Raw genomic sequence first — 26764 nt, 5'->3', positions numbered from 1 at the left:
GTCCGCGGCCTACCGTCGGCCTCATGCGGCACAGCGCACCTCCACCGGACCCGGCCGGCGACCGCCACTGGCGTGGCGACGCCCGGCTCGCGGCGGGGTGTGCGCTCGGCTTCCTCGGTATGACCCTGCTGGTGGACTGGAACGCCGGGACCCTCACCCTGACCCGCGCGCTGCTGTGGTTCGCCCTGTCGGCGACACTGCTCGCCGTTCTGCTGCCGCACCGCGTCACCGCCGGCCCCGGCTGGCTCACCGTGGACAGCCCGCTGCTGCGCCGCACGGTGCACACGGACGCGCTGACCGTCGTACGGCAGTACGGCGATGTCTCCACACGCCTGGTCCTCCGGGACACGCACGGACAGTGGCTCGAACTCGACCCCCGGGTCCTGGTCGCCAACCCGCTGCTCTGGCACGAGCTGGACACGGGCATCCGGCACTCGATGGAACGCGGCACGCTGCGCCAGGACACCGATGTCCGGCGTCACCTGGGTCATCTCATCGACGACGAGACCGCCCGGTCCGTCCTCAGGGCGTCGGGGATTTCCTGACCGCGCGCCGCGTCCGGCGCACCCGGACCTTCCCGAAGCCCAGTTGTCCGGCGATCTCGATCCGCAGCTCGACCGGAGCCCCCGTGTCCCCGGACCCGCGTGTCTTGACCTTGCTGTAGTTGAGCACCAGGGAGTCCGTGTCCACCACGATGCCCGGCGGGAGCAGCAGCCGTAGCGAACCGAGGTGCATGTCCAGGTCGATGCGCAACGTGCCCTGCGTGATCACCGCCTCGGTGAAGTCGAGGGTCACATCGCCCAGGCGCGACTGGATCTCCAGTCGGCGCGGCACCACCCAGCCGTCGCCGCGCCGCGTCGAACCGCCGTTCTGCTCGATGCGGGCGACGTCCTTCACCTCGACCGGGGTCGTGCCCGCCACCACCGGCAGGTCGGCCGTCAGGACCGCCAACTCACCCATCGTGCGGGCGGTCAGGGCGGCCTCGACGCGCTCGTCGAGTTCCTCGGCGGTCAGCCGTCCGTCGCCGGCCGCGCCGGTGAGCACGTCCACGACGCGGTCCCGGTCCGCGTGCGAGGCCCGCAACCCGGTCGTGCTCGTCAGCTCACCCGACATACCCTCACCCCGATCGACGGCCTGCGCTATATCGCGTTATACCCCAGAGCCAACCCCCCGTCCACCGGTTCACGTTTCTGCCCCTAGGGTGGCGCGTATGCAGTCCTACACAATCGGCCAGGCGGCGCGGCTGCTCGGCGTGAGCCCGGACACCGCGCGCCGGTGGGCGGACGCGGGCCGGGTGACGACCCACCGCGACGAGGGCGGGCGCCGGCTCATCGACGGGGTCGATCTGGCCGCGTTCTCGGTCGAGTTGGCGAAGGCGGGCGAAGTCGAGGAGGACCCTTCCTACACCTCGGTCCGCAACGCGTTCCCCGGCATCGTCACCGCGATCAAGCTCGGCGATGTCGCGGCCCAGGTCGAGATCCAGTCGGGCCCGCACCGACTGGTCTCCCTGCTGACCCGCGAGGCCGTCGAGGAACTCGGCCTGGAGGTCGGCATGGAGGCCACCGCCCGCGTGAAGTCGACGAACGTGCACATCGACCGTGTGTGAGGCGTGCGGCGGCCCCGGCCGTCACCTAGAGGGCGCTTCCGTCACTTGTTGACGGAGTACGAGTGCGCGCCCGTACCGGCCAACGCGCCCCCGTCCACGATCAGATACTCGTCCCGGATCGGCCGCCCCGCGAAGAACGCCTCCAGGATCTCCCGCGTGCCCGCCGCGTACCGGGCCTGCGCCGACAGCGACGACCCGGAGATGTGCGGGGTCATCCCGTGGTGCGGCATGGTCCGCCAGGGGTGGTCCGCCGGAGCGGGCTGCGGGAACCACACGTCACCGGCGTAACCCGCCAACTGCCCACTGCGCAGCGCCCGGTCGACGGCATCGCGGTCGACGATCTTCGCCCGCGCGGTGTTGATGAGATACGCCCCGCGCTTCATCTGCGCGAGCAGCTTGTCCCCGAACAGCCCCTCGGTCTCGGGGTGCAGCGGCGCGTTGATGGTGACGACGTCGCAGTGCGGCACCATGTCCTCGGCGCTCTCGTGCCAGGTCAGCCCCAACTCCCGTTCCACGTCCTCGGGAAGCCGGTGCCGGTCGGTGTAGTGCAGCTTGACGTCGAAGGGCGCGAGCCGCCGCAGCACCGCGAGCCCGATCCGCCCGGCGGCGACCGTCCCGACGTGCATGCCTTCGAGGTCGTACGAACGGGCCACGCAGTCCGCGATGTTCCAGCCGCCGTCGAGCACGACCTGGTGGGACGGCAGGTAGTTGCGCACGAGGGACAGCGTCATCATCACGACGTGTTCGGCGACGCTGATGCTGTTGCAGTACGTGACTTCGGCGACCGTCACGCCGTGGGAGATCGCCGAGTCGAGGTCGACGTGGTCGGAGCCGATGCCGGCGGTGACGGCGAGCTTGAGGTTCTTGGCGGCGGCGATCCGCTCCGGGGTGAGGTACGCGGGCCAGAACGGCTGCGAGATCACGATGTCGGCGTCGACCAGTTCACGGTCGAAGACCGAGCCCTCGCCGTCCTTGTCGGAGGTGACCACGAGGGTGTGCCCGGCCGCCTCCAGGTAGGCGCGCAGGCCGAGTTCACCGGAGACACTGCCGAGCAGCTGGCCCGGGGTGAAGTCGACCGCCTCGGGAGTGGGGGTGGTCTGGCCGCCGGGGTAGTGGTCGATCACCGGCAGGTCGTCGCGGGCGTACGAGGTCGGGTATCCGTCGATCGGGTCGTCGTACAGGACACAGAGAACCTTGGCCATGTCGCGGCTCCTCAACTCCGTTGTCGGAAGGTGCACTTCACGATCCTCGGGGTCGATCGTCCTGGTCAAAGCGAACGTTGCTATGTCCAGATAGCCCGCTCCTATCAGCTGCCGCCACCCAGGTACGTGTGCAGCAACTCGTCGAGCGCGTCCCGTACGCCCGCCTCCCGCGCCACCTTCAACAGCGCCTCCGCCAGCACCGATCGGGGCTCGCTGCGGGCCACGACCAGTCCGACCCGGGGCCCGTGCGCGGGCCCGTTCAGCGGTACGACCCGCATCCCCTCCGGTACGTCGAACATGTGCAGCCACGCGTGCGAGATCACGCTGGACCAACGGCCGCCGGGCAGCAGCGTGTAGAGCCCGGCGACACTGTCCGACTCGATCGCCGGAGAGGCCGTCGCGCCCTCGGCCGCGAAGAACTCGTCGATGATGTGGCGGTTGCGCATCCGCGAGTTGAGCAGGCAGAGGGGAAGGGTCGCCGCCTGTGCCCAACTGGCCTTGGAAACACCGGCAAGTGGCCCGTCGACGGGCGTGAGGAGGACGTACCGCTCCTCGTAGAGCGGGACCCGGCGGACGTTGCGCAGGGTGTCGTCGTCCAGGTACGTCATCGCAGCGTCCAGCTCGAACTCGGCGAGGCCCTGGGTGATGCCGACGGACGACAGCGACTCCAGGGCGACCCTGGCCCGGGGATGCCGTACGCAGAACGGGGTGGTCAGCAGGGAGGCGGCGGGCAGCGCGGTCGGCACCACACCCAGCCGCAGCGTGCCGGTCAGTCCACCCCGCAGCGCGGACAACTCCTGGTGCAGCGCGTCCCGTTCGGCCAGGATGCGGTGCGCCCAGGCGAGCACCACCTCGCCCTCGGGGGTCAGCCCCTCGTACCGTCTGCCGCGCCGCACGATCGGCACGTCCAACTCGTGTTCCAGGCGCCGGATCGCGGCCGACAGCGAGGGCTGTGAGACATAGCAGGCCGCCGCGGCGCGCGCGAAGTGCCGTTCACGGGCGAGCGCGACGAGGTACTCCAGCTGACGCAACAGCATCCGTGACCTCCCCTGTGACGTGCAGGCTAAGCCGCATCCGTCCGGCACAACAGGGCCGCCCACAGGTCGAGTCGGTCGTAGAGGCGGGAGAGGTCGCGGCCGGTGAAGTGCTCGATGCGCCCGATGCGGTAGTGCACGGAGTTGACGTGCAGATGCAGCGCCTCCGCCGTCCGCGCCCAGGAACCGTCACAGGCCAGGAAGGTCTCCAGGGTCTCCAACAGGACGGCGTTGGAGCGCAGTTGACCGAGGACGGTACGGCTGTAGACGGTACGGACCTCCGCCGGAACACCGGTGAGCAGCGCGTCGAGCCCCGTGAGGGTGGAAGCGTCGGTGAGCGCGGAGCCGCCCGCCGCAGCGGTACTCCGCGCCGAGGCGAGTGCGTAACGCGCCTCCGCCAGCGCCCCGTTGAGCTCCTTCGCCACGGCGACGGGCGCTCCGGTCCCGCCGTACAGCGGTACGGCGGCTTCACCGGCGGCGACGAGCGGCCACACCTCGCTGAGCGCGTCGACCTCGCCCCGGGTGACGACCGCGAAGGCGGTACCGTCCGGCAGCCGCCCCACGGCGCCCTCCCCCGGCACCACATGCGCGACCACCTCCGCCAACGCCCCCTCGGCGAGCCCGGCCCGCTGCGCCCCGGTCTCCGCGACGAGCACCCGATACGGCCCGTCGTCCGGCAACCCGCACGCCCGCAGCGCCACCACCACGGCCGCACCATCACCACCCTCCACGGCGAGCAACGCCCCCAACTCATCGGCCGTCTGCCGCTCTTCGGCCCGCACCCGCACCCGCGCCTCCTGGCAGCGCCCCAGCACGGAGGCCAGTTCGTGCACCATGCGCGGCGGCGCGTCATCGGGATCGGGAAGGTAGAGGTGCCACCGCTCGTACGGTGAGACCCCATCCGCATCGACGGGCACGGCCTCCCCCAGCAGTCCGGCCGCCTTCTCCACCGGTATCGCGGAAGCCACCGGCGTCGCCGCGACCGTCCGCCCGGAGGGCGTGAGGACATACGCGACGGCCCGTTCGAGGTGAGCGAAAGCGGTCGCGACGATCGCCTCCGGCCCCGCCCCCTGCGCGGCCATCCGACTCAGCCGCCCCCGCACGTTCTCCGGCAGCGTGTGCCGACGGCTCAGCTCGCCCCACCGCCCGAGGTACACCGTGTCGGTGATCGCGCGGAACATGATGTGCGCCGGTACGGCGGCCACCGGCAACCCGTGCCGCACACACGCCTCGACAAGATCGTCCGGCACCGAACCGTGCGTCTCCTCCCCCGCGAGCAGCGCGGCGGCGCCCGCCCCGCGCAGCGCGGACACGAACCGCTCGGCCCGCCCGGGCCCGTCCTCGGCCGACCACCACACGAGCCCACTCAGCACGACCTCGTCCCGCCGCACGAACCGCGCGGGGTCCTCCAGGTCGGTCACGGTCACTCCGCTGATCTCCCGGGCCAGCTGGGCGTCCTCGGCCCACAGCAGGCGCAGGCCGAGGGACTCGTCCTGAAGAAGGTGTTCGACGTGCATGGTTCCGGCTCCTCGCATCTCGCATTCGCCAGGTGAACACGAGTGATTGCATGGTAAGTGCAAGACTAATCACCCGAAACGCCTCTTGGTTGATCCTCCAGAGTGAAGCCCGGGAACGTCGGCGTTTCCGTGCTGTGAACCAGTCGTCCCGACCCGCTCCGCGTTGCTTCACTGGCGGTCATGGACCTGAACACGGTGGCCGAGATCCTCGACGCCCGGCAGCCGACACCCTGGCGGCCGGGCGACGCCTGGCTCGGCGGCGGCACATATCTCTTCTCCGAGCCGCAACCGCACCTGCGCCGCCTGGTGGACCTGAGCCGCACCGGCTGGACGCCCGTCGAGCGGCACCCGGACGGTTCCCTGGAGATCGCCGCGACCTGCACGATCGCCCGACTCTCCCGCTTCGCGAAGGAGTTGACGACCACAGCGGCCCCGCTCTTCGAGCAGTGCTGCCGCGCCTTCCTCGCCTCCTTCAAGATCTGGAACATGGCGACGGTCGGCGGCAACCTCTGCAACGCCCTCCCCGCGGGCCCGATGATCTCCCTCACCGCCGCCCTGGACGCCGAGTGCCTCCTCCTGTCCCAGGACGGCCTACGCCGCCGGGTCCGCGTCGCCGACTTCGTGACCGGCGCGGGCCGCAAGGACCTGGCCGAGGGCGAGCTGCTCCGCTCGATCACTGTCCCGGCCCGCGCCCTGACCTGCCGTACGGCCTTCCGCCAGGCCTCGCTCTACGGCCTCGGCCGCTCCGGAGTCCTGGTCATCGGCACCCTGGACCCACTGCACGGCTCACTCGCGCTGACGATCACCGCGTCGACGGTCCGCCCGTTCCGCCTGTGGTTCCCGCTGCCACCGACGGCCGAGGAACTGCGCACGGCGATCGCCTCCGCCGTGGCGGACCACGAATGGTTCGACGACATCCACGGGCTGCCGGAATGGCGAGCGCACATGACGTTCCGCTACGCGGAGGAGATCCGCCGGGAGCTGGGAGAGACGGCAGGATGAAGATCGAGATCAACGGCAGCTCCTTCACCGAGGACCCCCGCCCGGGTCAGTGCCTGCGCACATACCTCCGCGAGCGCGGCTGGTTCGGTGTGAAGAAGGGCTGCGACGCGGGCGACTGCGGCGCCTGCACGGTCCACGTCGACGGCGAACCGGTGCACAGCTGCCTCTACCCGGCCTTCCGCGCCGACGGCCACACCGTCACCACGGTCGAGGGCCTGGCCGCCGAGGACGGCGAACTCCACCCGGTACAGCGGAAGTTCCTGGACGCCCAGGGCTTCCAGTGCGGCTTCTGCACGGCCGGCTTCCTGATGACGACGGCCGCCCTGAAGGAGGACCAACTCACCGACCTCCCAAGGGCGTTCAAGGGCAACCTGTGCCGCTGCACCGGCTACCGCGCCATCGAGGACGCGGTACGAGGCGTCCGCCACGCCGAAGCACCGGGCGCGGGCGAGGCGGTCGGCCGCAACCTCCCCGCCCCCGCAGGCCCCCAGGTGGTCACCGGTACCGCCCGCTACACCTTCGACATCGACGTCCCCGACCTGCTCCACATGAAGCTCCTCCGCTCCCCGCACGCCCACGCCCGCATCACCACCATCGACACCACAGCGGCTCTCCAAGTCCCAGGCGTACAAGCGGTGTTCACCCACTACGACGCCCCTGAACGCCACTTCTCCACGGCCCGCCACGAGCACCCCACCGAGGACCCGGACGACACCCGCGTCCTCGACGACACCGTCCGCTACATCGGCCAACGCGTCGCCGCCGTAGTCGCCGACAGCGAGGCCGCCGCCGAGGAGGGTTGCCGACGCGTCGAGGTGACGTACGAGACTCTGCCGTCGGTCCTCGACCCGGAGGAGGCGATGCGCCCCGGCGCCCCGGTCGTCCACGACAAGGACGCTGCTACGGCCCTCATCTCCCGTCCGCAGAACAACGTCGTGGGCGAGGCACACGGCGAGATCGGCAGCGTGGAGACGGGCTTCGCGGAGGCCGACGCCGTCTACGAGGACACGTACCGCACCCAGCGCGTCCAGCACGCGAGCCTGGAGACGCACGGCGCGGTGGCGTGGTTCGACGAGGACAACAGGCTTACGGTACGCACCAGTTCACAGACCCCGTTCCTCACCCGCCGCGCCCTCTGCGCACTGTACGACCTCCCCGAGGAACAGGTCCGGGTCGTCGCCGGCCGGGTCGGCGGCGGCTTCGGCGGCAAGCAGGAGATGCTCGTCGAGGACATCGTGGCCCTCGCGGTCCTACGCCTGCGCCGCCCGGTGAAACTGGAGTACACCCGCGCCGAACAGTTCTACGGCGCGACCACCCGCCACCCCTTCACGATCAACGTGAAGGCAGGCGCCCGCCGCAACGGCCAACTCACCGCGCTCCAGCTACGAGTTGTCTCCAACACCGGCGCCTACGGCAACCACGGCCCCGCCGTCATGTTCCACAGCGTCGGCGAGTCGATGGCCGTCTACCGCGCCCCGCACAAGAAGGTCGACGCCTTCTCCGTCTACACGCACACCGTCCCGGCGGGCGCCTTCCGGGGCTACGGCCTCGGCCAGGTGATGTTCGCCGTGGAGTCGGCCCTCGACGAACTTGCCCGCCAACTCGACCTGGACCCGCTGGAGTTCAAGGCGAAGAACATCATCGGTCCGGGCGAGCCGATGGTCTCCCCCGGCGGCGAGGAGGAGGACCTGCACATCGCGAGCTACGGCCTCGACCAGTGCGTGTCGATCGTGCGCGGCGCGCAGACCGACCCCTGGGACGCGGCTCCCGACGGCTGGCTGGTCGGCGAGGGAGCGGCCTTGGCGATGATCGCGACGGGCCCGCCCGGCGGCCACATCGCCGACGCGAAGGCGAGCCTCCTCCCCGACGGCGGCTTCGATCTCGCCGTAGGCACAGCCGAGTTCGGCAACGGAACCACCACGGTCCACCGTCAGATCGCGGCAGGTGAACTCGCCACCACCGTCGACCGCATCACCGTCCGCCAGTCCGACACCGACGTTGTACGCCACGACACGGGCGCCTTCGCCTCCACGGGCACGGTGGTGGCGGGCAAGGCGACTCTCCGCGCCTCCCGCGCCCTGGCCGACCAGCTGCTCGACTTCACCGCCGCCCGTCTGCAACTCCCGCGCGCCGACTGCACGTTGGCCGAGGAGGCCGTACTGCACCCGGGTGGCCGTCTCACTCTGAAGGAGCTGCACGCGGCGGGTGCGGCGGTCGGGGTGGAGTTCGCCGCCGACGGGCACTTCGGCGGGACGCCTCGCTCGGTAGCCTTCAACGCCCAGTGGTTCAGGGTCGCCGTGGACCCGGACACGGGCGAGATCCGCATCCTGCGCAGTGTGCACGCGGCCGACGCGGGCAAGGTGATGAACCCGATGCAGTGCCGGGGTCAGGTGGAGGGCGGGGTCGCCCAGGCGCTCGGCGCGACCCTCTTCGAGAACGTACGGATCGACGAGCAAGGTGCGGTGGAGACGGCCGCGTTCCGCCGCTACCGGCTCCCCCAGTACGCGGACGTGCCGCGCACCGAGGTCCACTTCATGGAAACAGCGGACGCCATCGGCCCGTTGGGCGCCAAGTCGATGAGCGAGAGCCCCTTCAACCCGGTCGCGCCCGCCTTCGCCAACGCCCTGCGGGACGCGACAGGCGTCCGCTTCACCGAACTTCCGCTGACCCGAGACCGGGTGTGGCGGGCACTGGCCGAGTCGCCCCGTACCTCCCGTCCACCCGTATCGCCCTGATCCCACTGATGTGCCGGGCCCCGCAACGGTCCTGCGGAAGCACCAGTTGCGGTCCCGCACGGTCCAGCGGGGTGTCATCGATGCTCACGGCGAGCAGAACAGGGGCATGAGCGAAGTCGGGGTCGATCTCGGCCCAGGACAGCAGCGCGTGGTGCCCGTCCGCACCGCTGACCGCGATGAGGAAGCGCAGCCGGTCCTTGCGGCGGACGGGGTCGAAGCCGGGCCCGGCGGAGGACAGGACGTCGTAGAGCCGGGGTCCCGCGAAGCGGTGCACCTGGGTGCCGCTGGTGGCGCACTCGAAGCTGACCCGGACCCGGTGCAGCGGCCAGTTCGACAGGTCGGGCACGGTCAGCCGGGTGGGTCGGGCGAGGTCCCCCGTCAGGTCGAGCTGCGCGAGCGTCACGAGCCATCACCTCCCGGAATGTGGTACCCGGACGGCACTCCCGTACAAACGCACATGCGCACCCCAGAAGCGAACAGTGCAGCTCATGCGATGCGACAGGAGACTTATGCCTTGCAAGTGCGGCAGTATCATCGCGGCACGGCCGTTGCGGTCGTCCCAGGGCGCGACAACCCCTTTCATGAGCCCCTTTCATGAAGAGACCAGAGGAGTAGAACCGTGATGACCCGTTCCGCGCGTCGGACCCGCCGGACCCTGCAGGTTGCCGGGGCGGGAGCCGCCGCGCTGCTGGCCCTGAGCGCCTGCTCCTCCAGCGACGACTCGTCCTCCTCGAAGTCCGACTCCTCGGCGTCCGCGTCCCCGAAGATGTCCGGCACGGTCACCGTCTTCGCCGCCGCCTCGCTCCAGGAGTCGTTCACGACGCTGGGCAAGGAGTTCGAGAAGGCCAACCCTGGTACCAAGGTCACCTTCAACTTCGGCGGCAGCGACACCCTCGCCGCGAGCATCACCGGCGGTGCCCCGGCCGACGTGTTCGCCGCCGCGAGCCCGAAGACCATGGCGATCGTGACGGACAAGAAGGACGCGGTCGGCACGCCGGCCACCTTCGTCCGCAACCAGCTGGAGATCGCCACCCTGCCGGGCAACCCCGACAAGGTGACCTCCCTGAAGGACCTCACGAAGTCCTCGCTGAAGGTCGTGCTCTGCGACAAAACGGTGCCGTGCGGTGCGGCGGCCCAAAAGGCGCTGACGGCAAGCAAGTTGAAGCTCACCCCGGTGTCCTACGAGGCCGACGTCAAGAGCGCGCTGACGAAGGTGGAGCTGAAGGAGGCCGACGCTGCGGTCGTCTACAAGACCGATGTGCACGCCGCCGGCAGCAAGGTCCAGGGCGTGGAGTTCCCCGAGTCCGCCAACGCCATCAACGACTACCCGATCGTCCTCCTCAAGAACGCGCCCAACGCCGTCGCCGCCAAGGCGTTCATCGCCCTGGTGCAGTCCGCCGAGGGTCAGAAGGTGCTCTCCGCGGCAGGCTTCCTCAAGCCGTGACCCAGCTCGACACCTCCGATGCCGCGGCCGAGACCCTGAAGGGCGGTCCGCGGCGTCGCCGTGTCCGGATGACCGGCCGCGGGGTACCACTCCCCCTCCTGGTCCCCGCACTCGTAGGCCTGGCGTTCCTGCTCCTCCCCCTGATCGCCCTGCTGGTACGGGCCCCGTGGCGCTCCCTCCCATCGCAACTGACCAGCACGGAGGTCTGGCAGGCCCTCCAACTCTCCCTGTTCAGCGCGACCGCGGCGACGGCCGTGAGCCTGGTCCTGGGCGTACCGCTGGCCTGGGTACTGGCCCGCACGGAGTTCCCCGGCCGCGGCTTCCTCCGCGCCCTGGTGACACTCCCGCTGGTCCTGCCCCCGGTGGTGGGAGGCGTGGCGCTGCTGCTCGCACTGGGCCGCAACGGCGTCGTAGGCCAATGGCTCGACTCCTGGTTCGGCATCACCCTCCCCTTCACGACAACGGGTGTGGTGGTGGCGGAGGCGTTCGTAGCGATGCCCTTCCTCGTCATCAGCGTCGAGGGCACCCTGCGCGCCGCGGACCCCCGCTACGAGGAGGCGGCCCAAACGCTCGGCGCCTCCCGCTTCACCGCGTTCCGCCGGGTCACGCTCCCCCTGATCGCCCCGGGCATCGCGGCGGGCGCGGTCCTGGCCTGGGCCCGCGCACTGGGCGAGTTCGGCGCGACGATCACTTTCGCCGGCAACTTCCCCGGCCGCACCCAGACGATGCCACTGGCGGTCTACTTGGCCCTCCAGAACGACCCGGAAGCGGCCATCGCGTTGAGCCTGGTCCTCCTGGCCGTGTCGATCGCGGTCCTGGCAGGGCTCCGGGACCGCTGGATGACCACATCATGAGCAACCTCCGTACGACCGCCATCGAAGGCACGGACGACAAGGGCCTCGACGCCCATCTCATCGTGGACCGCGGCACCTTCCGCCTCGACGTCGAACTGACCGCCGCCCCCGGCGACGTGGTCGCCCTGCTCGGCCCCAACGGCGCGGGCAAGACGACAGCGCTGCGCGCACTGGCGGGTCTGGTCCACCTGACGGATGGTCATCTACGGCTGGACGGCGCGGAGTTGGACCGTACGCCACCGGAGTCCCGCCCCGTAGGCGTCGTCTTCCAGGACTACCTCCTCTTCCCCCACCTGACCGCCCTCGACAACGTCGGCTTCGGCCCCCGCTGCCAGGGCGCGACGAAGGCGGAGTCCCGAGCCATCGCCGCCGAGTGGCTGGACCGCATGGGCCTCGCCGAGCACGCGGGCGCCAAGCCCCGCAGACTCTCCGGCGGCCAGGCCCAACGCGTAGCCGTGGCAAGGGCGTTGGCGACCCGCCCACGCCTCCTGCTCCTCGACGAACCCCTAGCCGCCCTGGACGCCCGCACCCGCCTCGACGTACGTGCCCAACTCCGGCGCCACCTGGCCGAGTTCGAGGCCGTCGCCGTCCTGGTCACCCACGACCCGCTGGACGCCATGGTGTTGGCCGACCGCCTGGTCGTGATCGAGCAGGGCTCGATCGTCCAGGAGGGCACCCCGGCAGACATCGCCCGCCACCCACGCACGGACTACATCGCCCAACTCGTAGGCCTCAACCTCTACAAGGGCCGGGCCGACGGCCACACGGTCACGCTCGACACCGGCCCCGTGATCACCACCACGGAGGATCTCCAGGGCGAGGTGTTCGTAGCGTTCCCACCGAGCGCGGTAACTCTCTTCCGGGACCGCCCCACCAGCGCCAGCGCCCGCAACCTCTGGCACTGCGAGGTAGCGGGCCTGGAAACCCACGGCGACCAGATCCGCGTAGACCTAACCGGCGAACTCCCCCTGGCCGCCGACCTAACGACGGTCGCGGCAGCCGAACTGGATCTGCACCAGGGCGCATTGGTCTGGGCAACGGTCAAGGCAACGCAGACTCACTCATATCCCGCGTGAGCTACCCGCGCCCCATAGGGGCGCGGGGCTGTATCAATTTGCGGCTCCGACGCGGGGCGCGACCAGCCACGACGGTGCCGCACCCAAAAGACGACGCCTCGCGGCACTCCCAGCAGAAGGTCAGTCCTCGTAGGCGTCCAACGGCGGGCAAGAACACACCAGGTTCCGATCCCCAAACGCCTGGTCAATCCGACGAACCGGCGGCCAGTACTTGTCGGCAACAGAGACACCAGCCGGGAAGACAGCCTCCTCACGCGTATACGCGTGCCCCCACTCCCCACCGAGCGCGGCAGCGGTGTGCGGGGCGTTCCGCAACGGGTTGTCCTCACCCGGCCACTCCCCCGCGCCAACCCTCTCGATCTCCCCACGAATCGCGATCATCGCCTCGCAGAACCGATCCAGCTCGATCAGATCCTCGGACTCGGTCGGCTCGATCATCAGCGTCCCGGCCACCGGGAACGACATGGTCGGCGCGTGGAAGCCGTAGTCGATAAGCCGCTTGGCGATGTCATCGACGCTGACACCGGTCGCCTTGCTGATCGGCCGCAGATCGATGATGCACTCGTGCGCGACAAGCCCACCGGGCCCGGTGTAGAGCACCGGGTAGTGCGGCTCAAGGCGCTTGGCAATGTAGTTGGCGCTGAGCACAGCCACCTGCGTGGCCCGCTTCAGCCCTTCCCCACCCATGAGCCGGACGTACGCCCAAGAGATCGGCAGGATCCCGGCGGAACCCCAAGGAGCCGCCGAGATCGGCCCAACTCCCGTCTCCGGCCCGGCCGCCGGCTGCAACGGGTGGTTCGGCAGATACGGCGCCAGATGCGCACGCACACCCACCGGCCCGACCCCCGGCCCACCCCCACCGTGCGGAATGCAGAACGTCTTGTGCAGATTCAGATGCGAGACGTCCCCACCGAAGTGCCCCGGCTTGGCAAGCCCCACAAGGGCGTTGAGGTTGGCACCGTCCACGTAGACCTGCCCGCCCACCTCGTGCACCTGCGCACAGATGTCGGCGACGTGCTCCTCGAACACCCCGTGCGTGGACGGGTAAGTGATCATCAGCACCGAGAGCTCGTCGCGGTACTGCTCGATCTTCGCCCGCAGATCCTCGACGTCGATCTCACCGTCCTCGGCGGTCTTCACGACGACGACCTTCATCCCGGCCATCACGGCACTCGCGGCATTGGTCCCATGCGCGGACGACGGAATGAGGCAGACAGTCCGCTGCTCATCGCCATTGGCCCGGTGATATCCGCGTACGGCGAGCAGCCCGGCCAACTCCCCCTGCGAACCGGCATTCGGCTGCAACGACACCTTGTCGTACCCGGTGACCTCGGCGAGCCGCTCCTCCAACTCCCGGATGAGCGTGAGGTATCCCTGCGCCTGCTCGGCGGGCGCGAAGGGGTGCAGCTGCCCGAACTCGGGCCAGGTGACCGGCTCCATCTCGGTGGTCGCGTTGAGCTTCATCGTGCAGGAGCCGAGCGGGATCATGCCCCGGTCGAGCGCGTAGTCCCGGTCGGCGAGCCGCCGCAGATACCGCAGCATCGCGGTCTCGGAACGGTGGTCCCGGAAGACCGGGTGCGTGAGATACGCGTCGGTGCGCAGCAGCGCCTCGGGCAACGTGTCCTCGGCGGACGCATCGAGCGCCTCGATGTCCCCATCGACCCCGAACGCGGTCCATACGGCGGCCAGTTGGGCACGCGTGGTGGTCTCGTCGCAGGCGATGGACACCTGGTCGGCGTCCACGAGATGGAGGTTAACCCCATCCTCACGCGCAGCGGCGACGACCTCGGCGGCCCGGCCCGGAACGCGCGCGGTCAGCGTGTCGAAGTAACCGCCGTGCACGACCTCCACTCCGCCGACGCGGAGCCCAGCCGCAAGGATCGTGGCGTACCGATGCGTCCTCCGCGCGATGCCCTTCAACCCCTCGGGCCCGTGATAGACGGCGTACATACCGGCCATCACCGCAAGCAGCACCTGGGCGGTACAGATGTTGCTGGTGGCCTTCTCACGGCGGATGTGCTGCTCGCGCGTCTGCAGGGCGAGGCGGTAGGCCTTGTGTCCGTCGGCGTCGACGGAGACGCCCACGAGCCGCCCGGGCAGGCTGCGCGCGAACTTCTCGTGCACGGCCATGTATCCGGCGTGCGGCCCGCCGAAGCCCATCGGCACTCCGAAGCGCTGCGTCGTACCGACCGCGATGTCCGCCCCCAGCTCACCCGGCGACTTCAGCAGCGTCAGCGCGAGCAGATCGGCGGCGACGGTGACGAGCGCACCGAGCGCGTGCGCCTGCTCGATCAGCGGCTTGATGTCGCGTACGGCACCGGAGGCGCCCGGGTACTGTACGAGCACGCCGTTGATCTCCCGCTCGGCGAGCTCGGCCGGAATCCCGTCACTCAGGTCGGCGACGACGACCTCGACACCGGCCGGCTCGGCGCGGGTCTCGATCACGGCGATGGTCTGCGGCAACGCGTCGGCGTCGACCAGGAACAGCCCCTTCTTGTTCTTCCCCATGCGCCGCGACAGCGCCACGGCCTCGGCGGCGGCCGTCCCCTCGTCGAGCAGGGAGGCACCGGAGGTGGGCAGCCCGGTCAGATCGGCGACCATGGTCTGGAAGTTGAGAAGGGCTTCGAGCCGCCCTTGCGAAATCTCCGGCTGATACGGCGTGTAGGCCGTGTACCAAGCCGGGTTCTCCATGACGTTGCGCAGGATCACGGGCGGGGTGAAGGTCCCGTAGTACCCGAGTCCGATCATGGAACCGAGGACCTCGTTGCGGTCCGCGAGGGAGCGCAGCTCGGCCAGCACCTCGGCCTCGGTACGGGCGCCCGGCAGATCGAGATCGTCGGCGTTCTTGATCACATCCGGGACGGCGGCGGCCGTGAGCTCGTCGAGCGAGCCGTAGCCGACCTGCGCGAGCATCTTGGCCCGCGCCTCCTGGTCGGGCCCGATGTGACGCTGCTCGAACGGGATGCCCTGTTCGAGCTCGGAGAGCGGAATGCGAGGGACAGTCATCAGGGAGGCCTCCTGGTCGGACACGACCTTCGAGGGCACCACGACAGCGGGGTGCCGGACGGCCTCCCCCTCTGTCATCTCAACCTGAGAGCTTCACCGGCCACCCGAGGGTCACCGGCTTTCACCGTCGGTGAGAGCGCAAGCCGTCGACAGAATCAACGACACGCACCCTGCTTTCCAGAGTGACCTCGTCCGTGCGGTACGTGAGCCTGAGAGATTCCGGGGAGGATTTGCTCCTTCGGCGCCTCCGATGAAGTCTGGAGGACTCTCCCGCACGGGGTCAGCAGCCGTTCGCCAGCCTACCAGCGAGCGTTGGAGCCGAGCTTTCGAGTGGCCACCTTTCCCAATGTGCTCTTTCGTAGTGCTTACGGATGAGTTGCGACCAGGAGGAGGGCCCGTGCAGACCGATATCGATCCGCGCAACCTGATCGGCCGCAAGGCGTTCGACCGCACCGGCGCCAAGATCGGCACGATCGACGAGGTCTACCTCGACGACGCGACCGGCGAACCGGAGTGGGCGGCCATACGCACCGGCCTGTTCTCCAGAGACGCCTTCGTCCCCCTGGAGCCCAGCGAACTGATCGAAGGCACCCTGCACATCCCCTTCGACCGCTCCCTGATCAAGGACGCCCCCGACTTCGGAGTAGGCCGCCACCTCTCCCCGGACCAGGAACTCCAGCTCTACCACCACTACGGCCTCGACGTCGGCCCACCCCCATCCCTCCCGGACCACGACTTCGGCAAACTCGCGGGCTCGGAAGACACGTGAGCGGGTCCAGCAGGTAGGGCGTCGCTGGGGCTTCGAATCTCCGGGGCCGTCGGCGAGGCAGGTTGGACGCCGGGGCGCCGCGCGATCAACGACAGTGCCTCGCTCTGCCGGTCGTCAAAGGCCGGCGGGTTCACTGGCAGCGACACGGTAAGCCCGGCACCGGTATCCGGCACAACCGACGCCAACAGCGCGCCCTGTGGGTCACCGGAGCCCGGCACCGCCAACGGCGTCGGCTGCACAGGCCCGGCACCAGGACCTCGCGCGACCGACTGCAGCAACTCCCCCTGTGAGTCACCAAGACCCGGCTCCGCCGATGATGTCGGTTCGTCCGGCGGCTCGTCCGGTCCTCGGCTCGCCACCGGCACCGCAGGTGGCACATCAGGACCCCGTGCAACCGACGACAACGGCTCGGCCAGCCCCTCATCAGGCCCCCGCCCCGCCAACGGCATCACCACCCCCGGCGATTCACCCGAGGCCCGCGCCACCAACGGCAACGGTTCCGCCGGCTCCAGCTCAGGATCGTCGGTCCGGAACGTCCGCACCCGCCCCGGCCCCGAATCCTCAGGCCTCTCAAACCGCACGGTGACCCGCCCCAGCCCGCTCCCCTGCACCCACCCGTGCCCGAAACCGGCGTGGTGCACATCGTGCCCAGCGGGCCAGCGTCTCTCCACAGGCGCCGCCTGCTCCTCCCCCCGCTCCTCCTCCGCGTGCTCCTCCTCAAGGAAGTCGGCCTGCTCACCCGCCGCCTGCGCGAACAGGTCCTCCTGCGTGTAGTCGGCGAGCCCGGAGACACCCACCCCGAGCAGCCGTACCCCGCCCGTGGTGTCCACGGAGTCCAGCAACCGGGCCGCCGCTTCCCGCACCACCCCGGGGTCGTCGGTGGGCCCACGCAGCGTCTCGGACCGGGTGAGCGTCGAGAAGTCGTACCGCCGCACCTTCAGCACGATGGTCCGCCCCGACAGCCCGGCCGCCCGCAGCCGCCGCACACACCGGCCGGCCAGCCGCTGCACCTCCAGGCCCACCCGCACCCGGTCGTGGATGTCGACGTCGTACGTGTCCTCGACCGACACCGACTTCGTCTCCCGCTCGGCCACCACAGGCCGCTCGTCGTGCGCCAGCGCCATCGCGTACAACCCGTGCCCGTGCGCCTTCCCCACCAGCCGTACGAGCTCGTCCTCGCCCGCCTCGGCGATCTCGTCGACCGTGGTGATCCCGGCCCGCCGCAGATGATCACCCGTCGCCGGTCCGACCCCCGGCAGCGTGCGCACCGACAACGGCCCGAGCAACGTCCGCTCGGTCCCCGGCTCGATCAGCACGAGCCCGTCCGGCTTGGCCCGCTCGGAGGCGATCTTCGCGATCATCTTGGAGGCGGCGAGGCCCACCGATCCCGTGAGCCCCGTGACCGCCCGTATGTCCGCCCGCAGCCGCTCCCCGGTCACCCGCGCCGACTCCGCGTCCCGGGCCGCTCCCCCGGCCTCCAGGTCCACGAACGCCTCGTCCAGGCTCAGCGGCTCCACCAACGGCGACAACGCCCGCAGCAGCCCCATCACCTGCTCGCTGATCGACCGGTAGAACCCGAACCGCGGCACCAGATACGCCGCGTTCGGAGCGAGCCGCCGCGCCTGGGCCATGGGCATCGCCGAGTTCACCCCGAAGACCCGCGCCTCGTACGACGCCGTGGCCACCACCCCACGCGGCCCGAGCCCGCCCACCACGACGGCCTTCCCGCGCAGGCTCGGCTTGGACGCCTGCTCCGCCGAGGCGAAGAAGGCATCCATGTCGAGATGCAGGATCGTGGGCGCGGTTCTCACATCTCCGATGCTGCCCTACGCCACTGACAATGCCCCGCTACGGCTCCCACCGGGCCCTCAGACGGCCCGGTTGCGCCGCCTGGCCAGCTCGTCGGCGGGGTTGGACCCGACGAGTGTCTCGCCGGTGTCGATGCGCTCCCCGTGCAGCTGCGACAGGGCGCTCTCGACGTCCCGCCACACGACCCCCACGGCGATCCCGAAGACCCCCTGACCGCCCTGGAGCAGCGCGTGGACCTCGTCCGGCGAGGTGCACTCGTAGACCGTCGCACCGTCGCTCATCAGCGTCATGCGCTCCAGATCACGGAAGCCGCACTCCCGCAGGTGCAGAACGGCGCTGCGGATGTTCTGCAGCGACACACCCGTATCGAGGAACCGCTTGACGATCTTCAGGACGACGACGTCCCGGAAGCTGTAGAGCCGCTGTGTCCCCGACCCGTGCGCGGGCCGCACGCTGGGCTCCACGAGCCCGGTACGCGCCCAGTAGTCCAGTTGCCGATAGGTGATGCCGGCCGCCGCACAGGCCGTGGGCCCCCGGTAGCCGATCTCCTCGGACGCCATGGACGTCGCCCCTCCGCTGCTCGGCACTGCCGCCGGCCGCTGCGGAATGCGATCGGCCGTACTGCCGTGAAGCGGGTACGGACCTCTGTCCCCGAAACTGCGTTCCGGGGCACCCCCAGCCGTACCGTCGCCGCTGCTTCTCACGCCGACCTCCGTCCTTGACCTGCCTTCTCGACGGTAGGCAGTCACCAGGGGTGCGTCAACGATCGCCACACTCGGCACGCCGAGTGATAATCACCCAAGGAGTGGTTTCCCGTGTCCCACCGCGGGGAAAGGCTAGCCGAATGCGCTCGCGGAGAGCCGCAGGACGCTCTCACACGCCGGTGGCAAATGCCGGCATTTTCTCGCCGACCCTCAGCTCACTGGCTGTTGGTCCCGAAGTCCTCGGGCGAGATCTGGTCGAGGAACTCGCGGAACTTCTCCACCTCGTCCTCCTGCTCGTCCGGGATCGCGATGCCCGCGTCGTCGAGCACACCGTCACTGCCGTAGATCGGCGTCCCGGTGCGCAGCGCCAGCGCTATGGCGTCGGACGGGCGGGCGCTCACCTCGACGCCGCTGGCGAAGACCAGCTCCGCATAGAAGACGCCCTCCCGCAGATCCGTGATGCGCACTTCGGTCAGCTCCTGGCCGACGGCCTCCAGCACGTCCTTGAACAGGTCGTGGGTCAGCGGTCGTGCGGGGGCCATGCCCTGCTGAGCGAAGGCGATCGCCGTCGCCTCCCCGGGCCCGATCCAGATGGGGAGGTAGCGGTCGCCTCCCACTTCACGCAGGAGCACGATCGGTTGGTTGGAGGGCATTTCGACCCGGACACCTACGACATCGAGCTCGTTCACACAGCAACCCTAGGCCGTGCCCGGGACGTTTGGGTAGTCGGGCCGAGATCGGGTGACCGATCAGGCAGTCACAGGGCCGCCCGTCTCAGGGCAGGCGTACACCCAGCGCGGTCTGCACCAGAGCCGCGTGCAGCTTCACCGTGAGCCCCGCCAGTTCCTTCGTACGGGCCTCCGCGTGGGCCCTGGTCTGCGGATTGCGGTGGCGCTTGAGCGGGGCCACCACCTGGTCGACGAGCCCGGCCTCACGGTCCGCGGCGGCCTTCATGGCGCGCAGATGCCGCGGCTCGATCCCGAACCGCCCGAGTTCGAGGACAAGTCCGGCCACGGTGACGGCTTCCGCGTCGTAAACGCCGTCCGGCAGCGGCGCGATGAGTCCGTACGACTCCCACTCGTCGAGCTCCTGCTCGCCGATACCGACGGCGGCCAGCAGCTCGGCCCGCCCGATCCGGGCCGCCGTGGGCGCCTCCACGGGCTCCAGGCCGACCTCGCCGTCCCGCTGACGCCCCACTGTGGGCAAGGGCGCGGCCTCCCCGCGCTCCATGGCGTCGAGATGCTCGCGGATCACCTTGAGCGGCAGATAGTGGTCCCGCTGCATCCTCAGGACATGGCCGAGGCGCTCGACATCGGCGGGGCTGAACTTGCGGTACCCGGAAGGGGTCCGCTGCGGCTCGATGAGTCCCTCCGACTCCAGGAAACGGATCTTGGAGATGGTGACTTCGGGGAACTCGTCGCGCAGCACGTTCAGCACCGTGCCGATGCTCATCATCAGCCCAGTGTCCGCGGCGGCGGTACCGTGCCCGGCACCGCCGCTCGGTGTTTGAAGCATGGACCTTCCTGGGGGAATCCCCCCGGACCCAGTCCGAGGGAGGGTCAGTAACCCCGCTGGCTCGCGTAGAACACCAGCCGGTACTTGCCGATCTGCACCTCGTCACCGTTCGCCAGCGAGACCGAGTCGATGCGCTCACGGTTGACGTACGTGCCGTTCAGGCTGCCGACGTCGGCGACCGTGAACGAACCGTCAGGAGCGCGCCGGAACTCCACATGACGGCGCGAGACCGTCACGTCGTCCAGGAAGATGTCGCTCTGCGGATGACGACCGGCCGTGGTCAGCTCGCCGTCCAGCAGGAAGCGGCTGCCCGAGTTCGGACCACGACGCACCACCAGCAGCGCCGAGCCCAACGGCAGCGCGTCGACGGCGGCCTGCGCCTCCGGGGAGAGCGTGGGCATCTGCGTCTGACCGGTCACTTCGGCGTCGTAGGCCTCAAGACCGGAGATGGAGATCGTGGACGTCGTCTCGGACGGACGCTCCGGAGTCGCGCCGGGGCGCAACGGCGCACCGCAGTTGGAACAGAAGCGGCTGTTCTCCGCGTTGCGGTTACCGCACCTCGTACACACCAGGGCCGACATAGGGGAAAACCCTCCACCCGTACTTGAGGTTGACGGTTGCCCGAAACCTATGTCGCCGGACTGCGCAGGGTCAACCGACGGCGCGCCCTGGCCGGCGACCTGGTCGCGGAACAGCGGGCGCTGACCTTCTGCGTCCGGTTGTGCGCGATGGCGAGCGGTCTGGTTGTCGCTGACCTCTTTCGCACTCTTGCCGAACAACTTCGCAAACAACTTCACGGGCGATTCCCCTTGACCGAAACAGACCCGCCCGTGGGGCAGGACGAACCCTGATTGAACACACCGGTTGACCCGGACATCCTCACAACGTCCGTATCCACCAGACAGTTTCCACCACGCACCACCCAATCGGTGCGTCGACCCCCCGCAACCTCATGCCCTCGAACAACGGCCCCCATGCACCTGCGGTTCACCGGGAGGACGACCGAGCGTAGTCAGGCTGCTTCGCGGCCCGCAAGGCGTCCACGACGATCTTGCTCGACCGCCCGACGGTAACGGTGGCCTGCTCCTTCTCGAGAGTCTGCACCACGCCTCCAGGGATGTTGAGCGCCGGTTCGAGATCCTGCGGCTTGCCGATGACCTTGAAACGATAGGGGGCGTTGATCTTGTTCCCGTCGACACTCACGCTCTTGCCGGAGTCCGTCAGATACGTGTTGGCGACGACCCGTACGCCGTTCACCTGGATCGCCTCCGCACCGGCCGCGCGCAACTCCTGGACCGCGTCGAGCAACATATCCGCCTCGACCGTTCCCTTCGTGTCGTCGATGGTCATCGTGATGCCGGGTCCCTGCGCGGCCACGGTGCCCGCCAGAATGCCGAGTTGCTTCTCCTTCTCGGCCGTCTGCTTGCGGGCCTCCTCGGCCTGGTCGGAGCTGTTCTCCAGCTCGTCGCGCTGTTTCTGCAGACCCTGCTTCTCGTCTTCAAGACGCTGAGTACGGTCGTCCAGTTCATCGAGAATGCGCACAAGATCTTCCTGCCGTGCCCCACGCAGCGCGCTGTCGCTGTTGCTGTTCGAAGCGACCTGCACCGCCAGCCCGAAACCGAGCCCGAACAGCAGCACGGCGACGATGAGTTGGGCCCGGCTCACTCGCGGCGGCCACAGCCCCTGCACCAGCCGCTGCCGACCGGTCACGGTGGACACCGCCCGCTCCTCCGGAATCGGCGCTTCCGAAGAAGCAGACGCCGATACCTCTTCGGGCAGTTCCCTGCGTAGCCGGTGTTCCGGCCGCTCGTCCTCGTTGATCATCGACCTCACGCCCGGAAGACGTGCCGGCGAATGGCAGCCGCGTTGGAGAAGATCCGGATACCGAGGACGACCACGACCCCCGTGGACAACTGGGCGCCGACGCCCAACTTGTCGCCAAGGAACACGATCAGCGCGGCCACCACCACGTTCGACAGGAACGACACCACGAAGACCTTGTCGTCGAAGATCCCGTCGAGCATGGCCCGCAGCCCACCGAAGACGGCGTCGAGCGCCGCGACGACGGCGATCGGCAGATACGGCTCGACGACCACCGGCACCTCAGGCCGGACCAGGATTCCGGCCACCACTCCCACGATGAGGCCCAGTACGGCGATCACGATGTGCCCTTCTCAGTTCTCGGCTGTGCTGTACGTACGATCACACTCGGCGCGGCGGGCAGCCGGAGATCGCTCTCCACGGCGATGGTCGCCCTGATGCCGTAGTTGTCTTCCAGGGCGTGCAGATAGAGCCCGTCGGCACCGTTCTGGAACCTGGTGCTCAGCCGTTGGCCGTCCCCCACCGCGAGCACCGTGTAGGGCGGTACCAGTGGCTTGTTGTCGACCAGTATCGCGTCACCCGCGGCCCTGATCGCCGACAGCGCCGTCAGCCGCTGTCCGTTGATGGACACGGCCTCGGCCCCTGCCGCCCACAGTCCATTGACGACGCGTTGCATGTCGCGGTCCCGCACCCGCCCGGTGTCGGAGAAGTCCGCGGTCTCACGCGGGTTGTCGCCCCCGCCGGAGCTGGCTTCCTTCGCGTCGTCGACGACGAGCTTCACACCGGGGCCGTGCACCGCGGTGGCGCCGGACAGCATGCTCACCAGGTCCGCCTGGCCGCTGCCACCACTCGTCTTGAGCGCCGCCCGCTGCCGCGCGCTCACGTCGTCACGGAGGTCGTCGACGGTGCCTTCCAGCTTGTCCGCCGACGAAGTCTCCTTGTCGATACGGTCGATCAGCTCCTGCCGCTCCTTGGCCACCACGGGGGCGGCCACACGCGCCTGCGCCGCGCCCACGGTCACGACGAGGGCCGCCAGCACCAGGCCGGCGGCGAGGCCGAGCTTCGCCCGGAGGGTCTTCGGCAGGCCACTCTCGCCCGCGGCCTTCTTCCGGGCGGCCGCCTCGGCGTAACCGTCGTCGAGGCTGTGGTCCATGACATTGGTGAGCAGCGACATGGACGCGTCCGGGCGCGCAGGGCGCGTGGGTGTGCTCCGAACGGGGGGCTGCTGCGGCATGCCGCACATCGTCGCACGTGGTGGCCTGTACCTCCGAATGGCCCCACCGGCGTGCCGGACAGGCCCCCTTGGGGACACATGTCCGGCACGCACGCGTGCTCCGTGTTTTACCGACCGGCGCTGTCCACGACCGCCGACCACTCGTCCAACAGGGCCTGCGCGGAGGCGTCGTCGGGCCCTTCGGCCCACAGATGCGTGACCGCCTCGGCGACGTCGGGCAGCACCATCACCCAGCGCCCGTCGGTCTCCACGACCCGCACACCGTCCGTCGTATCGACAAAGCGATCGCCGGCCGCTTCCACGACCCGGCGCATCACAAGTCCCTTGACGGCCCAGGGAGTAGCCAGGTCCCGCTTCAGGACATGCGCACGCGGAATCCGGGCGTCGATCTGGCTGAGCGTCAACTGCGTCCGCGCCACCAGTCCGATGAGTCGTACGAAGGCTGCCGCGCCGTCGAAGACGCTGCTGAACTCCGGGATGATGAACCCGGCCTTGCCGTCCCCGCCGAAGATGGTCGTCTCGTCGCGCCCGACCCTGGTCAGGTCGTCCGGCGAGGTCGTCGTCCACTCGACCTGGGTCCCGTGATACGCGGCCACCTGCTCGGCGATCCTCGTGGTGGTCACCGGCAGCGCCACCCGCCCGCTGCGCCGCTCCGCGGCCACCAGGTCGAGCATCACGAGCAGAGCCCGGTCGTCCTCGACGATCCGCCCCTTCTCGTCGACGAGCGAGAGCCGCTCACCGACCGGGTCGAACCGCACCCCGAACGCGGCCCGCGCGGAGGCCACGATCTCACCGAGCCGCACCAGGCCGGACCGCCGCGTATCAGCGGTCTCCGTCGGCCTGGACTCGTCGAGACCGGGATTGATCGTCAGCGAGTCCACACCGAGCTTGCCGAGCAGGCTGGGCAGCACGAGCCCGGCGCTGCCGTTCGACGCGTCCACCACGACCTTCAGGCCGGAGTCGGCGATCCCGGTCGTGTCGACGTTCCGCAACAGAGACCCGGTGTACGAGTCGAAGACGCTGGCCGGGAAGTGCAGGTCCCCGATCTCACCGGGGAACGCACGCCGGTACTCCTGCCGCGCGAACACCCGGTCCAGCTTGCGCTGACTCCCCTGCGAGAGGTCGGCGCCCTGGCTGTCGAAGAACATGATGTCGACGGAGTCCGGCACACCAGGCGTGGTCCGGATCATGATCCCGCCGGCACTGCCCCGCGCGGTCTGCTGGCGAGCTACAGGTAGCGGTACGTTTTCCAGATCCCGTACGTCGATCGCGCTGGTCTGCAAGGCCGAGATCACCGCCCGCTTGAGCGCACGGGCGCCTCGGGAGTGGTCGCGGGCCGTGGTGACCGTGGACCCCTTCTTGAGGGTCGTGGCGTAGGCGCCGGCGAGGCGGACTACGAGCTCCGGCGTGATCTCCACGTTCAGGATCCCGGACACACCGCGCGCGCCGAAGAGGTGCGCCTGTCCTCTGTTCTCCCAGATGACCGACGTGTTCACGAAGGCGCCGGCTTCGATCGTCTTGAACGGGTAGACCCGCACATTGCCCTGAACGATCGATTCTTCACCGATCAGGCACTCGTCACCGATGACCGCGCCGTCCTCGATCCGGGCCGCACGCATGATGTCGGTGTTCTTTCCGACCACACAGCCACGAAGGTTGCTGTGCTGACCCACGTACACGTTGTCGTGTACGACGGTCCTGTCCAGAAAAGCCCCGGCCTTCACGACGACGTTCGAACCGATGACGGTGTACTCACGGATTTCGGCGCCGGCCTCGACCTTGGCGTAGTCACCGATGTACAGCGGCCCGCGAAGAACCGCGTCGGGGTGCACTTCGGCACCCTCGGCCACCCACACACCGGGCGACAGCTCGAAGCCGTCGATCTCAACGTCGACCTTGCCCTCCAGGACATCGGCCTGCGCCTTCACATAGCTCTCGTGAGTGCCGACATCTTCCCAGTAGCCCTCGGCGATAAAGCCGTAGACCGGCTTGCCTTCCTTCATCAACTGCGGGAAGACATCGCCGGACCAGTCGACGGGAACATCCGCCTCGACATAGTCGAATACCTCGGGCTCCATCACATAGATGCCCGTGTTCACCGTGTCCGAGAAGACCTGACCCCAGGTCGGCTTCTCGAGGAAACGCTCGACCTTTCCCTCTTCGTCGACGATGGTGATGCCGAATTCCAGCGGATTGGGCACCCGGGTCAGACAGACCGTGACCAGCGCGCCTTTTTCCTTGTGGAAATTGATGAGTTCGGTGAGGTCGAAGTCGGTCAGGGCATCACCGGAGATGACGAGGAAGGCATCGTCCTTCAACGCCTCTTCAGCGTTCTTGACGCTTCCGGCGGTACCGAGTGGCTTCTCCTCATTGGCATACGAGAGCTCCATGCCGAGCTCTTCGCCGTCACCGAAGTAGTTCTTGACCAGCGAGGCCAGGAACTGCACGGTGACTACGGTCTCATTGAGCCCATGCCTTTTGAGCAGCCTGAGCACGTGCTCCATGATCGGTCGATTGACCACGGGCAACAGTGGTTTGGGCATGCTTGAGGTCATGGGGCGAAGGCGTGTGCCTTCGCCTCCGGCCATCACGACGGCCTTCATGTCGGAAGCGTCCTCCTCTGCGAGACGACGGTCTAGCCGACTTCACCAGTCCAGATTGTCCCGCACTTTTGCGCAACGGGCCATCGAGCGACTGTTACCGCCCAATCGGCAAGGTCAGTCGGCCATGGCGTCCGCACGCAGTAGGCGGCGGACTTGTACCACGTAGAGGACTCCTGCCCACCAGTAGAGCGTTGTACCCCATCCTGCGAACGCCCATCCGAAAATGGCTGCGAGTGAGGGGAGCCATCCACTTCCGTCACTGAGCAGCAGCAACGGGAAGGCGTACATCAGATTGAACGTAGCTGCCTTGCCCAGGAAGTTCACCTGCAGCGGCGGATAGCCGTGCCGCCTGAGGATGCCCACCACCACCAGCAGGACCAGCTCGCGCGCCAGCAGTGCGGCGGTCAACCAGATTGGCAGAATCTCGCGCCAGGTGAGCCCGACGAGAGTCGAGAGAATGTAGAGCCGGTCCGCGGCGGGATCAAGGAGCCGGCCGAGGCTGCTGATCTGGTTCCACCGTCGCGCGAGCTTGCCGTCCAGGTAGTCGCTGATCCCGCTCAGCATCAGCACCAGAAGCGCCCAGCCGTCGCTCTCGGGGCCGCCGAACTCGGGCCTGAGGATCAACCACAGGAAGATGGGTACGCCGACCAGGCGGGCCATGCTGAGGATGTTCGGGATGGTGAGCACCCGGTCTGTCTGGACACGGGTCTCCTGGACCTCCACCCGGGGGCCTCCTGTGGGAAAACGAGCCAACGATTCCCCCTGACCTTACCCCAACGCAAAAAAGCTCTGACTCTTGGGCTGCATGCCCAAGAGCCAGAGCTCTAAAAGGA

At 69.0% G+C, this 26764-nt stretch carries 23 protein-coding genes, 1 pseudogene and 1 riboswitch; of the genes and pseudogenes, 8 read left to right on the top strand and 16 right to left on the bottom strand.

All coding sequences use genetic code 11. The features are described from left to right. The first annotated feature begins 23 nt into the window (after nucleotides 1-23). A complete protein-coding gene (locus SPR02S_RS23095; RefSeq protein ID WP_019059370.1) occupies nucleotides 24-545 on the top strand; it encodes a hypothetical protein in 522 nt (173 codons plus the stop codon). Here SPR02S_RS23095 and SPR02S_RS23090 read toward each other — a convergent pair. Then, nucleotides 523-1113, bottom strand: coding sequence for a DUF1707 SHOCT-like domain-containing protein (locus tag SPR02S_RS23090; protein WP_019059369.1), 591 nt, complete (start codon nucleotides 1111-1113; stop codon nucleotides 523-525). The genes SPR02S_RS23095 and SPR02S_RS23090 overlap by 23 nt on opposite strands. A gap of 97 nt (nucleotides 1114-1210) precedes the next feature. On the opposite strand from SPR02S_RS23090, the gene SPR02S_RS23085 reads away from it, so the two are divergent. After that, nucleotides 1211-1606 (top strand): TOBE domain-containing protein, encoded by a 396-nt coding sequence (locus SPR02S_RS23085; RefSeq protein WP_019059368.1) that lies wholly within the window; start codon nucleotides 1211-1213, stop codon nucleotides 1604-1606. Nucleotides 1607-1647: 41 nt separating this feature from the next. Here the strand turns inward: SPR02S_RS23085 and SPR02S_RS23080 are convergent, their stop codons facing one another. The 3 genes from SPR02S_RS23080 to SPR02S_RS23070 all read right to left on the bottom strand — a co-directional run bounded on the left by SPR02S_RS23080 (nucleotide 1648) and on the right by SPR02S_RS23070 (nucleotide 5359). Next, the gene (locus SPR02S_RS23080) at nucleotides 1648-2808 is read right to left on the bottom strand and encodes an NAD-dependent formate dehydrogenase (protein ID WP_019059367.1); all 1161 of its coding nucleotides are present in this window, start codon (nucleotides 2806-2808) and stop codon (nucleotides 1648-1650) included. A 104-nt stretch (nucleotides 2809-2912) separates the two neighbouring features. Further along, nucleotides 2913-3845 (bottom strand): LysR family transcriptional regulator, encoded by a 933-nt coding sequence (locus SPR02S_RS23075; protein WP_019059366.1) that lies wholly within the window; start codon nucleotides 3843-3845, stop codon nucleotides 2913-2915. A 26-nt stretch (nucleotides 3846-3871) separates the two neighbouring features. Continuing rightward, nucleotides 3872-5359 carry a helix-turn-helix domain-containing protein gene (locus SPR02S_RS23070; protein WP_019059365.1) on the bottom strand — a complete coding sequence of 496 codons (1488 nt, stop codon included), beginning with the start codon at nucleotides 5357-5359 and terminating at the stop codon, nucleotides 3872-3874. 180 nt (nucleotides 5360-5539) lie between these two features. On the opposite strand from SPR02S_RS23070, the gene SPR02S_RS23065 reads away from it, so the two are divergent. Then, nucleotides 5540-6361, top strand: coding sequence for an FAD binding domain-containing protein (locus SPR02S_RS23065; protein ID WP_019059364.1), 822 nt, complete (start codon nucleotides 5540-5542; stop codon nucleotides 6359-6361). Further along, nucleotides 6358-9096 (top strand): molybdopterin-dependent oxidoreductase, encoded by a 2739-nt coding sequence (locus SPR02S_RS23060; protein WP_019059363.1) that lies wholly within the window; start codon nucleotides 6358-6360, stop codon nucleotides 9094-9096. Before SPR02S_RS23065 ends, SPR02S_RS23060 begins: the two co-directional genes overlap by 4 nt. Here SPR02S_RS23060 and SPR02S_RS23055 read toward each other — a convergent pair. Further along, nucleotides 9011-9499: a molybdopterin-dependent oxidoreductase gene (locus SPR02S_RS23055; RefSeq protein WP_019059362.1), complete on the bottom strand. Its 489-nt coding sequence runs from the start codon at nucleotides 9497-9499 to the stop codon at nucleotides 9011-9013. The two genes, SPR02S_RS23060 and SPR02S_RS23055, sit on opposite strands and share 86 nt — an antisense overlap. A 219-nt stretch (nucleotides 9500-9718) precedes the next feature. Here SPR02S_RS23055 and modA point away from each other — a divergent pair, with 219 nt between their 5' ends. Genes modA through SPR02S_RS23040 form a run of 3 tightly spaced genes read left to right on the top strand, consistent with a single transcriptional unit; the run spans nucleotide 9719 to nucleotide 12470 of the window. Beyond that, nucleotides 9719-10540, top strand: a complete 822-nt coding sequence (modA, locus tag SPR02S_RS23050; RefSeq protein ID WP_019059361.1) for a molybdate ABC transporter substrate-binding protein — start codon at nucleotides 9719-9721, stop codon at nucleotides 10538-10540. After that, a complete protein-coding gene (modB, locus tag SPR02S_RS23045) occupies nucleotides 10537-11394 on the top strand; it encodes a molybdate ABC transporter permease subunit (protein WP_019059360.1) in 858 nt (285 codons plus the stop codon). The genes modA and modB overlap by 4 nt, the downstream gene beginning before the upstream one ends. Continuing rightward, nucleotides 11391-12470, top strand: coding sequence for an ABC transporter ATP-binding protein (locus SPR02S_RS23040; protein WP_019059359.1), 1080 nt, complete (start codon nucleotides 11391-11393; stop codon nucleotides 12468-12470). Before modB ends, SPR02S_RS23040 begins: the two co-directional genes overlap by 4 nt. Before the next feature lie 120 nt (nucleotides 12471-12590). Here SPR02S_RS23040 and gcvP read toward each other — a convergent pair whose 3' ends face one another. Next, the gene (gcvP, locus tag SPR02S_RS23035; RefSeq protein WP_026150804.1) at nucleotides 12591-15476 is read right to left on the bottom strand and encodes an aminomethyl-transferring glycine dehydrogenase; all 2886 of its coding nucleotides are present in this window, start codon (nucleotides 15474-15476) and stop codon (nucleotides 12591-12593) included. Between the two features lie 187 nt (nucleotides 15477-15663). Continuing rightward, nucleotides 15664-15759: riboswitch (glycine riboswitch) on the bottom strand. Between the two features lie 114 nt (nucleotides 15760-15873). On the opposite strand from gcvP, the gene SPR02S_RS23030 reads away from it, so the two are divergent. After that, on the top strand, nucleotides 15874-16245 hold the full coding sequence (locus tag SPR02S_RS23030) for a PRC-barrel domain-containing protein (protein WP_019059357.1): 372 nt from the start codon (nucleotides 15874-15876) through the stop codon (nucleotides 16243-16245). Between the two features lie 425 nt (nucleotides 16246-16670). Here the strand turns inward: SPR02S_RS23030 and SPR02S_RS23025 are convergent. From SPR02S_RS23025 to clsA, 10 genes and pseudogenes are all read right to left on the bottom strand, one after another. Then, a pseudogene (locus tag SPR02S_RS23025) lies at nucleotides 16671-18056 on the bottom strand (DNA polymerase IV); the annotation flags it as partial. Nucleotides 18057-18113: 57 nt separating this feature from the next. Next, a complete protein-coding gene (locus tag SPR02S_RS23020) occupies nucleotides 18114-18758 on the bottom strand; it encodes a MerR family transcriptional regulator (protein ID WP_078622975.1) in 645 nt (214 codons plus the stop codon). Between the two features lie 215 nt (nucleotides 18759-18973). Further along, nucleotides 18974-19447 carry a bifunctional nuclease family protein gene (locus tag SPR02S_RS23015; protein ID WP_006123076.1) on the bottom strand — a complete coding sequence of 158 codons (474 nt, stop codon included), beginning with the start codon at nucleotides 19445-19447 and terminating at the stop codon, nucleotides 18974-18976. 85 nt (nucleotides 19448-19532) lie between these two features. Continuing rightward, complete coding sequence (gene ftsR / locus SPR02S_RS23010; RefSeq protein ID WP_019059354.1) at nucleotides 19533-20273, bottom strand: transcriptional regulator FtsR; 741 nt, start codon at nucleotides 20271-20273, stop codon at nucleotides 19533-19535. Between the two features lie 44 nt (nucleotides 20274-20317). Continuing rightward, the gene (locus SPR02S_RS60385) at nucleotides 20318-21199 is read right to left on the bottom strand and encodes a zinc-ribbon and FHA domain-containing protein (RefSeq protein ID WP_078622974.1); all 882 of its coding nucleotides are present in this window, start codon (nucleotides 21197-21199) and stop codon (nucleotides 20318-20320) included. 61 nt (nucleotides 21200-21260) lie between these two features. Further along, a complete protein-coding gene (locus SPR02S_RS23000) occupies nucleotides 21261-22097 on the bottom strand; it encodes a DUF881 domain-containing protein (RefSeq protein ID WP_026150803.1) in 837 nt (278 codons plus the stop codon). A 5-nt stretch (nucleotides 22098-22102) separates the two neighbouring features. Next, nucleotides 22103-22435 carry a small basic family protein gene (locus SPR02S_RS22995; protein WP_019059351.1) on the bottom strand — a complete coding sequence of 111 codons (333 nt, stop codon included), beginning with the start codon at nucleotides 22433-22435 and terminating at the stop codon, nucleotides 22103-22105. Next, nucleotides 22432-23268, bottom strand: a complete 837-nt coding sequence (locus SPR02S_RS22990) for a DUF881 domain-containing protein (protein WP_019059350.1) — start codon at nucleotides 23266-23268, stop codon at nucleotides 22432-22434. Before SPR02S_RS22990 ends, SPR02S_RS22995 begins: the two co-directional genes overlap by 4 nt. A 167-nt stretch (nucleotides 23269-23435) precedes the next feature. Next, complete coding sequence (locus SPR02S_RS22985; protein WP_019059349.1) at nucleotides 23436-25931, bottom strand: mannose-1-phosphate guanyltransferase; 2496 nt, start codon at nucleotides 25929-25931, stop codon at nucleotides 23436-23438. Between the two features lie 114 nt (nucleotides 25932-26045). Continuing rightward, on the bottom strand, nucleotides 26046-26654 hold the full coding sequence (clsA, locus tag SPR02S_RS22980) for a cardiolipin synthase ClsA (RefSeq protein ID WP_019059348.1): 609 nt from the start codon (nucleotides 26652-26654) through the stop codon (nucleotides 26046-26048). Between the last annotated feature and the right edge of the window lie 110 nt (nucleotides 26655-26764).

This window comes from Streptomyces prunicolor NBRC 13075 (assembly GCF_000367365.1).
GTDB lineage: Bacteria > Actinomycetota > Actinomycetes > Streptomycetales > Streptomycetaceae > Streptomyces > Streptomyces prunicolor.
The sequence above is the reverse complement of the archived record's forward strand: the minus strand, read 5'-3'. Positions and strand labels throughout refer to the sequence as shown.